The sequence below is a fragment of the Peribacillus sp. FSL K6-5616 genome, from assembly GCF_038008245.1.
In the GTDB taxonomy this organism is placed as follows: Bacteria; Bacillota; Bacilli; order Bacillales; family DSM-1321; genus Peribacillus; species Peribacillus frigoritolerans.
On the sequence record NZ_JBBOYT010000001.1, the window covers coordinates 3,766,691 to 3,779,262 of the forward strand.

General features: G+C 43.6%; 10 protein-coding genes. 6 read left to right on the forward strand and 4 right to left on the reverse strand.

Annotation, left to right across the window (positions count from 1 at the left end):
* Window positions 1-186: 186 nt before the first annotated feature.
* The 3 genes from MHB45_RS18140 to MHB45_RS18150 all read left to right on the forward strand — a co-directional run bounded on the left by MHB45_RS18140 (window position 187) and on the right by MHB45_RS18150 (window position 3,792).
* Complete coding sequence (locus tag MHB45_RS18140; RefSeq protein WP_161922241.1) at window positions 187-1,548, forward strand: MFS transporter; 1,362 nt, start codon at window positions 187-189, stop codon at window positions 1,546-1,548.
* A gap of 32 nt (window positions 1,549-1,580) precedes the next feature.
* Entirely contained in the window at window positions 1,581-2,939 is a 1,359-nt protein-coding gene (gene gudD, locus MHB45_RS18145; protein WP_048683375.1) for a glucarate dehydratase, read from the forward strand.
* A 151-nt stretch (window positions 2,940-3,090) separates the two neighbouring features.
* Window positions 3,091-3,792 (forward strand): FadR/GntR family transcriptional regulator, encoded by a 702-nt coding sequence (locus tag MHB45_RS18150; protein WP_034309657.1) that lies wholly within the window; start codon window positions 3,091-3,093, stop codon window positions 3,790-3,792.
* Window positions 3,793-4,147: 355 nt separating this feature from the next.
* Here the strand turns inward: MHB45_RS18150 and MHB45_RS18155 are convergent, their stop codons facing one another.
* Window positions 4,148-4,906, reverse strand: coding sequence for an SDR family oxidoreductase (locus MHB45_RS18155; RefSeq protein WP_202186360.1), 759 nt, complete (start codon window positions 4,904-4,906; stop codon window positions 4,148-4,150).
* Window positions 4,907-5,096: 190 nt separating this feature from the next.
* Between MHB45_RS18155 and MHB45_RS18160 the strand changes: the two genes are divergently transcribed.
* On the forward strand, window positions 5,097-5,711 hold the full coding sequence (locus MHB45_RS18160; protein ID WP_161922240.1) for a TetR/AcrR family transcriptional regulator: 615 nt from the start codon (window positions 5,097-5,099) through the stop codon (window positions 5,709-5,711).
* A 30-nt stretch (window positions 5,712-5,741) separates the two neighbouring features.
* On the opposite strand, the gene MHB45_RS18165 is transcribed toward MHB45_RS18160, so the two are convergent.
* Complete coding sequence (locus MHB45_RS18165) at window positions 5,742-6,443, reverse strand: alpha/beta fold hydrolase (protein WP_048683364.1); 702 nt, start codon at window positions 6,441-6,443, stop codon at window positions 5,742-5,744.
* A 299-nt stretch (window positions 6,444-6,742) separates the two neighbouring features.
* Window positions 6,743-8,191: a DHA2 family efflux MFS transporter permease subunit gene (locus MHB45_RS18170; RefSeq protein ID WP_048683419.1), complete on the reverse strand. Its 1,449-nt coding sequence runs from the start codon at window positions 8,189-8,191 to the stop codon at window positions 6,743-6,745.
* A gap of 257 nt (window positions 8,192-8,448) precedes the next feature.
* On the opposite strand from MHB45_RS18170, the gene MHB45_RS18175 reads away from it, so the two are divergent.
* Entirely contained in the window at window positions 8,449-9,345 is an 897-nt protein-coding gene (locus tag MHB45_RS18175; protein ID WP_053087388.1) for a TetR/AcrR family transcriptional regulator, read from the forward strand.
* Between the two features lie 143 nt (window positions 9,346-9,488).
* Window positions 9,489-11,162, forward strand: coding sequence for a ribonuclease J (locus tag MHB45_RS18180; protein WP_048683360.1), 1,674 nt, complete (start codon window positions 9,489-9,491; stop codon window positions 11,160-11,162).
* A 45-nt stretch (window positions 11,163-11,207) separates the two neighbouring features.
* On the opposite strand, the gene MHB45_RS18185 is transcribed toward MHB45_RS18180, so the two are convergent.
* Complete coding sequence (locus MHB45_RS18185; RefSeq protein WP_226990450.1) at window positions 11,208-12,545, reverse strand: amino acid permease; 1,338 nt, start codon at window positions 12,543-12,545, stop codon at window positions 11,208-11,210.
* Between the last annotated feature and the right edge of the window lie 27 nt (window positions 12,546-12,572).

Sequence of the window (12,572 nt, forward strand, 5' to 3'; positions counted from 1 at the left end):
AAACACGATAATGAAGGAGCTAAAATGAAAAAACTTTTAAGAAAAAAAGCCATTGACAAACAATTTTATTTGTCTTACCATTGGACAAAACTAAATATTAAGAATTTTCACGAAGGAGGAAACAGTTAACATTGTAAGCGGTATCAATTAGAAAATATAATAAAATACGATTAAGGAAGTGAGTATATGAACGCTGAAGAAAAAGTTTTCCAACCATCTCCTAAACTGCCAAGTGCCCAGAAAAAAACACGCACACGATGGTTCATTGTCTTTATGCTCTTTTTGGTTACAGCCCTGAATTATGCGGATCGTGCGACGCTATCCATTGCGGGTACGGACATGTCTGGTCAGCTTGGCCTCGATTCAGTCATGATGGGCTATGTTTTCTCCGCTTTCGCTTGGTCTTATGTAGCTGGACAAATTCCAGGCGGATGGCTTTTAGACCGTTTTGGCTCGAAAAAAGTTTATTTTTGGAGTATCACGTTATGGTCTACCTTTACGCTTTTACAAGGGTTTCTCGGTTTTTTCGGTTCTGCGGGAACGGCTGTCATGGTATTGTTCGGACTGCGCTTCTTAGTTGGATTGGCAGAAGCCCCTTCCTTTCCGGCCAACAGCCGCATCGTTGCCACCTGGTTCCCAAGCCATGAACGCGGAACCGCGGCTGCCACTTTCAATTCGGCCCAGTATTTTGCAACCGTTCTCTTTGCACCGATCATGGGTTACATTACGTATAAATTCGGTTGGGAATACGTCTTCTTCTTTATGGGGGCTTTAGGAATCATCGTTGCTTTCATCTGGCTGAAAACGATTTATGGCCCAAAGGAACATCCACGCATCAACCAAGCTGAGCTTGAATATATCGAAGCGGGCGGCGCTTTGATCAATATGGATCAAACCAGTACAAATAAGGAGGAAAAGAAAGGCGTCAACTGGAATCATATAAAGCAGCTATTATCAAATCGCATGCTGTTAGGTGTTTATCTCGGACAATATTGCATTACGACGTTAACGTACTTTTTCCTGACATGGTTTCCTGTGTACCTAGTACAAGAAAGGGGCATGACCATTCTTGAAGTTGGATTCGTCGCTTCCCTTCCGGCCATTTGTGGGTTTTTTGGCGGCATTCTCGGAGGGACATTCTCGGATTTCTTGTTACGGAAGGGATTCTCATTGACTGTCGCCAGAAAGTTGCCAATTGTTGTTGGGATGATTCTATCGATGAGCTTGGTGGCAGCAAATTATGTAGATACGGAATGGGTTGTCATTTTCGTTATGGCCCTTGCGTTTTTCGGTAAAGGATTCGGGGCACTCGGCTGGGCGGTAGTGGCCGATACCTCTCCAAAGGAAATGTCAGGTGTCAGCGGCGGGCTTTTCAACACATTCGGTAACATTGCCGGCATTACAACACCGATTATCATCGGATATATCATTGCCACGACAGGGTCGTTCAATGGTGCGCTAGTCTTCGTTTGTGCTAATGCTCTTGTCGCGATTTTAAGTTATTTATTCCTAGTTGGTGAAATTAAACGTGTAGAGTTAAAGTCATAGTAAACTAAATATTCTGGCAGGGGGAAAAAATCATGAACAATCAATTGCTAAAAGATAATGTAAAAATTGGCACACCGGTAATTTCAGAAATGAGCGTCATTCCAGTTGCGGGCCATGACGGCATGCTTCTGAACTTGAGTGGTGCCCATGCTCCTTATTTCACCCGGAACATCGTCATTCTAAAAGACAATGCGGGTAATACGGGTGTAGGTGAAGTTCCTGGAGGCGAAAAAATCCGCCAGACACTCGAAGATGCTAAAGAATTGGTTGTCGGCCAGTCCATCGGGACATACAACAACATTCTAAATACCATCCGCAAGCAGTTTGCGGACCGGGATGCTGGAGGGCGCGGCCTTCAGACGTTCGATCTTCGGATTGCCATTCATGCCGTAACAGCATTGGAAGCGGCACTTCTTGATTTAGTTGGCCAACATTTAGGTGTTCCGGTCGCAGCCCTTCTCGGCGAAGGACAGCAGCGTGATAAAGTGGAAATGCTGGGCTACTTATTTTATGTAGGTGACCGCAATAAAACAGATCTTGGTTATTTAAGCGAACCTGAAGCGGAAGATGACTGGCTTCGCCTCCGTCATGAAGAAGCGCTGACACCCGAATCGATTGTCCGCTTGGCAGAAGCCGCCCACTCTCGCTATGGTTTCAATGATTTTAAATTGAAAGGCGGGGTTTTGCGCGGGGAAGAAGAAATCGAAGCGGTGACGGCACTTGCGGAACGCTTCCCTGAAGCCAGGATCACCCTTGACCCAAATGGCGGCTGGCTGCTTGAGGATGCGATTAAACTTTGCCGGGATCAACATCATGTTTTGGCTTATGCGGAAGATCCATGCGGAGCGGAAAATGGTTTTTCCGCCCGGGAAATCATGACGGAATTCAGGCGCGCAACGGGCCTTCCAACCGCTACGAATATGATTGCAACGGACTGGAGGCAAATGGGGCACTCCATTCAACTTCAATCCGTGGACATTCCTCTTGCCGATCCGCATTTTTGGACGATGCAAGGCTCCGTCCGTGTCGCTCAAATGTGTAACGACTGGGGCTTGACTTGGGGATCACACTCGAATAATCACTTTGATATTTCACTTGCCATGTTTACACACGTTGCTGCAGCCGCACCTGGAAAAATCACTGCGATCGATACCCACTGGATTTGGCAGGATGGGCAGCGTTTGACGAAAGAACCTTTTAAAATTGTCGGCGGAATGGTCGATGTCCCTTCCAAACCCGGACTTGGAATTGAAGTGGATATGGAACAAATCGAGAAGGCACATCAGCTTTATAAACAAAAAGGACTTGGTGCCCGTGATGATTCGATGGCTATGCAATACTTGGTTTCCGGATGGAAGTTCAATCCAAAATCACCTTGCCTTGTCAGATGATTTTTTACCAACAATGCGTGCGTCCCTCTCTTTAGAGCGGCGCATTTTACTTTTTTTGGACATAGGTCTACATGCAAATAAGTGTATTATATTATATAATTAGTCTTACAGTAGGAATACATATAGGAAGTTACAGAAAAGGGGTTACACAATGGAAGAATCGTCAAAGAAATTAGGCGTACAATCGGTACATCGCAACACTCTTTCACAACAAGTCGTGGATCAAATCGTGCATCTGCTCGTTACTGGCCAAATGAAAGCGGGCGACAAACTGCCTCCTGAAATGGAGCTTATGAAAGAACTTGAAGTAAGCCGGCCTGTTTTACGTGAGGCGCTCAGTGCCCTTGATACACTAGGGGTCATTACACGGAAAACGCGTGAAGGAACCTTTTTTAACGATAAAATCGGTACACATCCATTCTCTGTCATGCTTGCGCTGGCTACGGATAATTTACCAGCGATCATCGAAGCGCGAATGGCTTTGGAGTTGGGATTGGTAACAATGGCTGCCGAGAAGATCACAGACGAGCAACTGGAGAAACTGCAAGTTACGATTGACACGATTGCCAATAGTGAAGACAACGATTATGGAGAGGCCGATAAAGAATTCCATAAGATCATCGCTTTAAGTGCGAACAATCCCATCATTGAAGGCATGATCGATTCCTTATTGATCACTCATAATAAAATAAATAGCTTGATTCAATTCAGGGAACGGGAACTGACTGTGAAGTATCATAAAGCCATCTATGCTGCACTTGCAGCACATGATCCACATGAAGCATTCAGCCAAATGTACAAGCACCTTGATTACGTCCGTCAGAAAGTCCTTCAATATTCTCACGAACATTAATAGATTGTTTGCGAGGTACCGCAGCAAACTAATGGATCACTCAATGATTCTATTTCATAAGGAAAGTGGATTTTTTCAGGGAACCTATTTTGCTTCCGAGATTTCAGAGTTCAACTTATCTTTTAAATCCAATTGATAGCATAATTCTTTTTGAGAAAAACTGGATAGTAGCGGAACTATCCAGCCCCCACTAATCCACTTTCGATTGAAATCACCCGATGAAGTCAAAACCTCCCTCATGGAAATTGCTGGCTAACCACAATCCCCCTCCAAATATCCTGCCAAGGCTCCACTCAGAAAAACATGCATCCCTGCTTACTGGCAGGAATGCATGGATTCTTTTTTAATTCATGGCTTAATATGCACTCCAACCAGCATCTGCCGTGATGACAGTACCATTAACAAAACTGGAATCGTCTGAAGCAAGGAATAATGCCACTTTAGCGATTTCTTCAGGTTTGCCGTTTCGTGGATTGATAGCCATACCCAGTTGTTGGCGAGAGAAGCCAAACTCATTGATATTCGTCATGCTGGAACCAATATTGGTTTCTACTCCGCCTGGTGCTATAGCATTGCAGCGAATCCCTTTATTGGCATACATGTAGCCCGTGTTTTTAGTGAAACCAACGACTGCATGTTTAGAGGCAGTGTAAGCCGCACCAGCCCGGGCACCGTACAAACCGCCAGCAGAAGCAATATTGATGATGACCCCTTTTTGTTTTTCTAAAAAGATCGGCATCACCTTTCTAGTCGAACGCATGACGCTTGTCGTGTTAATGGCAAAAATCCGATCCCATTTAGAATCTTCAATGTCTCCAGCAGGTTCCATGCCATCCATGATACCCGCGTTATTCACCAAAATATCCACCGTTCCATACGTACTGACCGTGGTATCGATCAAATGTTGAATATCTTCCTCCACCGCTACGTTCGTTTTGATGGCAAAGGCCATTCCGCCATTCGCTTTTATTTCTTCCACCGTATCGTTCGCACCATCAAGGTTTAAATCCGATACGACGACTTTAGCTCCTTCTCGAGCATAATCTATGGCAATTTGTTTCCCCATGCCTGATGCTGCTCCTGTCACAACGGCAACTTTGTCTTGTAATTTCATTTGAACTCCCCCATTCATTCTAGTGAAGCATTACTTATTGTACAGATGTTCATTATCTACCTTCCTTTATAGTATAATTAGTTTCAGTAGGCTTATACAATCAGCAAATGCTGTCCTCAATGTTGGTTAATGAACAGAAAGTGATCATTATGTTTATTAAAAGCACAATAACGAACAAAGGATGAAGAAAATGACTGATAATAATACTGGTATTGATAGAAGGATCAGGAAATCCAAAATGGCTTTGAAAGAATCCCTCATTTCTTTAATGCAAAGTAAGGATTTCAGGGAGATATCGATTACTGATATTGTAGAACTCGCCGACCTTAATCGGGGTACATTTTATAAACACTATCAGTACAAAGAGGAACTGCTTGAAGAGGTCATGGAGGATGTAATTGCCGATTTGATCATATCTTACCGGGAACCTTATAAGAACGCCAAAACTTTCACCATCAATGAACTAACGGCTTCGGTCATCAAAATATTTGAACATGTAGCTAACCATGCAAACATTTATACCCTCATCCTAAAGTCGAATGCATGGCCTACATTATTGGAACGGATTTGTAATGAGTTGAGGAAACTTCCAGTGGAGGACCTGGAAGATTACCGGCCGAACCCTAAGATCAATAAAGAACTTGCCTCCATTTACCAAGCATATGCGATATTGGGCATGATCATCGAATGGGTCAACACTGGCTTTAAATATAGCGCTGACTATATGGCTGAACAGCTGCTGGAAATCCTTAATAATAAATCGGTGAATGCCGTCTTTAAAATAAACCATTTTAAGCAGAAATAAGAGGGCTGCACCGGCAACCCTCCTATCGCCTTAAAGCGCCTGCCCTTTGGAAAGAAACCTTTTTACGACAGACAAGAAAGCAGGTAAATCATCTTCATGGACAAAGTGTCCGGCATCCTCTATCGTCACCAATTCGCAATTGGGGATAAGCTCGGATACCTCCTGCAATTTATTTTGGGGAATATGGCTGGCCCCGCCCCCGATAACAAGCGTCGGCATCATAATATCGGTGAGGCGTGCCCACCATTCGGGATCGGGTTCATTAAGCTGCTGTAGAATCGAAGGCACTACCTGCCAATCAAACGGCAGTGGAACAGAAGGCCTGGAAGGAACCTCCATTGGTTTATCCGAGAAAGGAGGCGGCGTGTCTTCGACAATCAACCTTTCTATCCTCGAAGGAAAATTTTGCGAGAAAAGATAGGAAACCGTCCCCCCCATGGAATGCCCCATTAGCGAAAACCTTCCCAAATCAAGCGCATCCGCAAAATGAAGCAAATCATCACGCATCGATTCAAAAGTATATGTATTCGTTCTCGCACTCCCACCGTGGCCCCGTTGATCTAAAGCTAAAACACGATAACTTTCTCCTAATGCGGCAGCCGCTTGGTCCCATGATTCCGAACTTTTTCCCAGCGCATGAAGAACAACAAGCGGTGGTGCAGAAACATCCCCGCACTCCCGATATTGAAACGTGAGTCCATTCAACTCAATTTGATTAATCCGAATTTCCATCTCCGTTCACTCCCAGGATCGGATTCGTCATTTTGAACCCCGATCTATTTTTTAAAAAAACCTCTAAAATACTATGTTGACTATAAGTAAATTATACGTTTTATGCCTTCACCCATTTTTTCATCCTGCATCTGATCATTTCTGCCTTCACACCTTTTATTCCTGCCTTCATCCATTTATTCATCCTTTGGCTTCATTCCGCAGCAGCCTGCATTACATTCCGTTACGGGCCTTAAATCATAGAAAAACCCTATGCTGCCTGAACGATTCAGGTGGCATAGGGCCTTTTATTGTTTCATTTAAGCGGTTTGATCTTTTTTCACAGCTGGTTTTTCTTCAGCCGGCCAAGCACGCTTAATGAATAATGCCAGAATCAACGCCACACCGGCAATGAAGGTAGATACAAAGAAGGAGAAGTTAATTCCATCCAGCATTGCCTGCATCCCGATTTGGGCTTTCATTTGGCCCATCATCTCAGCGGTGGGCTGGCTTGTTAATTTGCTCATCGCTTTCGTCATTAAATCTTCGGCAGTAGAAGCTGCACGGTTAGACATGACCGTAACGAGCAATGCCGTACCGATCGCACCGGAAATTTGGTTCAGTGTGTTATTCATGGCTGTACCGTGCGGGTTCATGCGGGCTGGCAGCGAGTTCAAACCATTTGTCATGATCGGCATCATGGACATTGACATCCCGAAGGAGCGAACGGAAAACAGGATTATAATTTCTGTATACGTAGTTTCCATTGATAATTTACTTAGCAAATACGTAGTTACCACGGTGATAAGCAAACCGATTGAAGCAAGGATGCGGGCACCGAACTTATCGAAAAGCTTACCGGTAACCGGTGACATGAGGGCCATTAATAACGCACCTGGAAGCATCAGTAATCCAGAATCGAATGGTGAAATGCCACGTACTGTTTGTGTGTACATCGGAATTAAGATCATCCCCGAGAACATCGCCATGTTCAGTACGATTGAGATCGTTGCGGATAAAGCAAACATCGGGTGCTTGAAGATCTTGAACTCAAGCATTGGTGTTTCCATTTTAAGCTGGCGTGTTATGAAAAGGATCAGGGAGATGGCACCGACAATCAGTGTTCCGTATACCTCTAGGCTATCCCAACCCTTGCTGCCTGCCGAACTGAATCCGTAAAGCAAACCGCCGAAGCCTAAGCTTGAAAGGATGACCGATATTTTATCAATTGAGATATCGACTTTTTCCTTGTGGTCTTTAAGTTTAAAGAAGCCGAAAATAAGCACTAGTAAAGCTAGCGGAGTAATGAAATGGAATAGCATTCTCCAATCATAATGTTCGATGATCCAGCCTGAAAGCGTCGGCCCGATTGCAGGGGCAAACATCATGACCAAACCGAATAGTCCCATTGCCGAGCCCCGTTTTTCAACAGGGAAAGAAGTTAAAAGTACGTTCATTAATAATGGCATCATGATTGCCGAACCGGCAGCCTGAACCATACGTGCGCTCAATAATAGCGGGAATACATGCGCTACACCTGCAACGATCGTCCCGATTGAGAATAGGAGCATGGCTGTCAGGAACAGATTACGCACCGAATATTTTCTTATTAAGAAGGCAGTTGTCGGAATCATGATTCCGTTCACGAGCATGTAGCCCGTTGTCAGCCATTGGACTGTGGAAGTCTCGATTCCCAGGTCTATTTGGATTGATGGCAGTGCAATATTTAAAAGGGTTGAATTCAGTATCGATATGAACGCACCGACCATCAGTATGGCCAAAATGCCATACGAACCCTTTTTCTCATTTATTTGTGCAGTACTCACTTTTTATCTATTCCTCCATTCAAACTATTGGTTCATTTAATTATACGAGCGGTATATTCCAATCTCACAAAATCAATAATATACCCCTAGTTCATTTTTTGCAATAAAAATTTACTGGTTTAAATAAGGGTTTGTGCTGTGATGAAAAATAGAGTACGATTAAATTTATACAAGCAGTATAATGAAAATAAGGTGATATGATGAACAACCGAAGGCAGAATGTCATCGATACGGCTCATAAGCTGTTTATTGACAAAGGCTACCAAGCGACGTCCATTCAGGACATTTTAGACGGCAGCGGTATATCAAAAGGTACATTTTATAATTATTTCCCTTCGAAGGGTGAATTATTTATAGCCATTTTCCGCTCCTTTTATACAAAGATCCGCCATGAACGGGAAAAACTGTTGATTGGTCAAGATTCCGCCGATATTGAAATTTTCATCAGGCAGCTCGAACTGCAATTGATGGTGAACAAGCAAAGCAAATTGCTTATCCTGATCGAAGAAGTCCGTGTTTCCAATGATGAAGAGTTAAAACAATTCATCAATAAGACGCTATTGTTGAGCTTACGCTGGATGTATAACCGTTTTATCGATATCTTCGGTGAAAGTAAAAAACCCTATCTTTTAGATAGCGTCATTATCTTTCATTCGATGATGACCCACATGAGCCATTTTAGTTACCGTGCTAATCCCGCCGGTACACCGGACATACAAATTATCCGATATTGCATGAATCGCATTGTCCATTTAGTCAATGAAGTGGCTGAAAGCGGGGAACAGATCATTGATCCGGAATTAATGGATACGTGGTTTCCAAAATTCACAAACCAGCTTGATGCTTGCCATAATGATTTGCTTCATTCCACCACGGAATTGAAAAAAGCGATAAACAAAGCTATTCCTTGCGATGAAGATCGAAGAAGAGCCATTGAATTGGTCGACTTCATCCAAGATGAGCTGATGCAGTCAGACAAACCGCGAGAATTCTTGATAGAAAGTCTGCTTTCCACTTTGAAAACTGGATATGCTTCACAGATCCAAGCATACATGGAGGCTTTTGAAGAAAGCATCCATTCTTGCTTGAGCCGATAAGATTGAAGATACGCACCTACCGAAAGCGGCAGGTGTTTTTTTTATGGCTTTTTGAATTGCCCCTGATTTTAAAAAAGAGTTGGTTTTATAAAAGCGACCTAAGGAAACACTATCCTTATCATAATAAAGGGAGGTCTATCTACTTGAGTGTGAAAGAGAATGCTTTGTCCATATTGGCTCTGGGCGGAGTGAATGAAATCGGTAAAAACATGTATGTGATTCAATATTCTAACGATATCGTCATTATTGATTGTGGTGCAAAGTTTCCTGATGAAAGTTTATTAGGAGTCGATTTGATCATTCCTGATATTTCCTTTCTTCAGGAGAATAAGGAGAAGATACGCGCTTTGATTGTGACTCATGGGCATGAAGATCATATTGGCGGTATCCCTTATTTCTTGAAAAAATTGAATGTGCCCATTTATGCCACACGTTTAACACTTGGTTTGATTGAATTGAAGTTAAAAGAACATAACCTTTTGGGTGATACGGAATTAATCCAGATCAATTCGGATTCAAAGCTGGAATTCGGGGAAATGGTTCTGGACTTTTTCAAAACGAATCATAGTATTCCCGATTGCCTCGGAGTCACCATGCATACGCCGGAAGGCACGGTCGTTCATACAGGGGACTTCAAGTTTGACTTGACTCCGATGAATGATCAGTATCCCGATATTCATAAAATGGCCAAAATTGGGAGTGAAGGTGTCCTCGTTTTACTATCGGAAAGCACGAACGCAGAGCGTCCCGGCTCAAGTCCTTCGGAGCATCTGGTTGGCAGCCATATTGAAGAGGCCTTCATGCAGGCAAAACAGAAAGTCATCCTTTCGACATTCGCTTCAAATGTCAATCGTGTTCAACAAGTTGTGAACGCTGCACTGAAGACAAACCGGAAACTGGCCCTGATTGGACGAAGCATGGTGAACGTCGTAACCGTTGCCATTGAACGCGGCTATCTCGAGGTTCCTGATGGGATGCTTATCCAACCACAAGAGGTCGATAGTTATGCTCCTGAAAGGGTCGCGGTTTTATGTACAGGAAGTCAAGGAGAGCCGTTTGCCGCCCTTTCCCGCCTTTCCAGTTCGAATTATCGGGATATGAGCATATTGCCTGATGACACAGTGATTCTTGCCTCCACACCAATACCCGGAAATGAACGGGATGTTTCACGTATCATCGACAACCTGTTTCAACTGGGTGCCAAGGTCATTTACGGTTCTGGGACTGTGACGGGCATGCATGTATCAGGACATGCTTATCAGGAAGAGTTAAAGCTCATGCTAACCCTGATGAAACCTAAGTATTTCATCCCGATTCACGGTGAGTATCGGATGCTGCACCAGCATCGATTGTTAGCTGAGTCTGTCGGGGTGGAGAAGGATCATACTTTCATCATCAATAATGGTGATGTGGTGGATATTGAAAACTCCGTTGCCCGTCAAACAAGAAAGGTGGCTGCCGGCAATACCTTTGTCGACGGTGTTGGCGTCGGGGATGTAGGAGAAATCGTTCTGCGGGACCGTAAGCAGCTTTCCGAAGATGGAATGCTCGTCATCGTCATAACACTAAGCAAGACAGAAAGAAAAATAGTATCAGGACCCGATACCATTTCCCGTGGATTTGTATATGTTCAAAATTCCGAGGACCTCCTTAAAAATGTGAATCGTCTTGTCACGAAAACGGTCAACGACTTACAAAGTGAAAAAATATACCGGTGGAACATCATTAAACAAACCATTAAGAAGGAACTGGGGCAATATCTCTTTAATCAAACTAAGAAAAAACCAATGATCCTTCCAATAATCATTGAAATTTAGCGCCAAATCGAAAGGAACTCGACTTTGAATAGTCGAGTTCCTTTTTTAATCGAGTCCTGATTTACTCGCTTTTGCGGCCATTGCCTTGTTCTTATTCCATACCTTGAACTTCATGAAAACAGCGGCAAGACCGATGATCACGATGAATAAAAGGCTGATGAAAAATCCTGGACGTATCTCTTTTTCAAGAAGTGTTCCACTTACTGCCGCTAAAATTAAAAGCAGTCCGAAAACGGCAGTAATCTTACTCCACATCTTATTTTCCAAGATTTTGAATGAAGAAAGAATGATGAATGCCCAGTTATACAAAAGCAATATACCAGCAGATGTTGTAATGTATTCATAAATCTTTCCTGGCAGGAGCAAGGCAGTGATGATCGATCCTAAAAGACCTAAGGCCCCAAGCCCCAGTGACGGCAGCGGAAGATCTTTGAATTTCTTGATCTTTTGCATGAATAATGCGGGTGCATTCCCATCATTGGATAGCGTTACCAATAAATTGGTTACACCAAATAGTGAAGCGGTCATCGTCGAGAAACCGGCAATGATGATCGCACCATTAAAAACGTGCGGGAAAAATGTCAGGTGATAACTGTCCAATGCCGAAACGAATGGGCTTTCTTTTTCACTGAATGCCCCTAACGAAATCATGGTTACGGCTAATCCCAATGAAACCACATATATGATGGTAAGGACCAAGAGCATGATCGTCCCTGCCTTTGGTGCATCTTCTTTCTTTTTAAGCTGCATCGCCATCAATCCAATGACCTCAATGCCGCCAAACGCATAAAAGGCATAGATAAGGGATGTCCAAAACCCCTTTAGCCCTTTTGGGAATAATTCATCGAACGTATTCGGAAATGATGGCGGTTTCGCTCCAGCAAGACCGAACCAGCCGCAAACGGCACATATTGCAATGATGATAAACATTACGATTGCTGCTGTCTTAATTACAGCAAGGATGTTTTCCACCCTGTCGAACCCTTTTGTTCCCAGCAATACCACCACGATTGAAACAATGGCAAAACCGGATGCAAATAGCCAAAGCGGCACTTTCGGGAACCAAAATTGAGATAATAGCGAAAGCGCAGTAAGCTGGCTTCCCATGATCAATATATTGGAGGACCAATAATTCCAGCCACAGCTAAAGCCCGCCCATCGTCCAAATGCTTTATTGGCATAATAACAAAAAGAACCTTCTTGAGGATCGGCAGCCGTCATCTTGGCAAGCAGATTATAAACGATATAGGTACCCAGTGCAGCCAATACAAATGAAAATACAATGGATGGCCCCGTCGTTTTAATCCCTATGGTCGATCCGAGGAAATACCCTGTCCCGATCGTACAGCCAACCCCGACCAATGATAGCTGCCACCATTTCATGTCGCCCTGTTGTTCACCGGATGCATT

Bases quoted from the DNA above. Each gene is read 5' to 3' on its own strand.
- MHB45_RS18175 (WP_053087388.1), top strand. From the start codon at position 8,449: ATGAACAACCGAAGGCAGAATGTCATCGATACGGCTCATAAGCTGTTT.
- gudD (WP_048683375.1), top strand. From the start codon at position 1,581: ATGAACAATCAATTGCTAAAAGATAATGTAAAAATTGGCACACCGGTA.
- MHB45_RS18185 (WP_226990450.1), bottom strand. From the start codon at position 12,545: ATGAAATGGTGGCAGCTATCATTGGTCGGGGTTGGCTGTACGATCGGG.
- MHB45_RS18150 (WP_034309657.1), top strand. From the start codon at position 3,091: ATGGAAGAATCGTCAAAGAAATTAGGCGTACAATCGGTACATCGCAAC.
- MHB45_RS18155 (WP_202186360.1), bottom strand. From the start codon at position 4,906: ATGAAATTACAAGACAAAGTTGCCGTTGTGACAGGAGCAGCATCAGGC.
- MHB45_RS18140 (WP_161922241.1), top strand. From the start codon at position 187: ATGAACGCTGAAGAAAAAGTTTTCCAACCATCTCCTAAACTGCCAAGT.
- MHB45_RS18165 (WP_048683364.1), bottom strand. From the start codon at position 6,443: ATGGAAATTCGGATTAATCAAATTGAGTTGAATGGACTCACGTTTCAA.
- MHB45_RS18160 (WP_161922240.1), top strand. From the start codon at position 5,097: ATGACTGATAATAATACTGGTATTGATAGAAGGATCAGGAAATCCAAA.
- MHB45_RS18170 (WP_048683419.1), bottom strand. From the start codon at position 8,191: ATGGTCGGTGCGTTCATATCGATACTGAATTCAACCCTTTTAAATATT.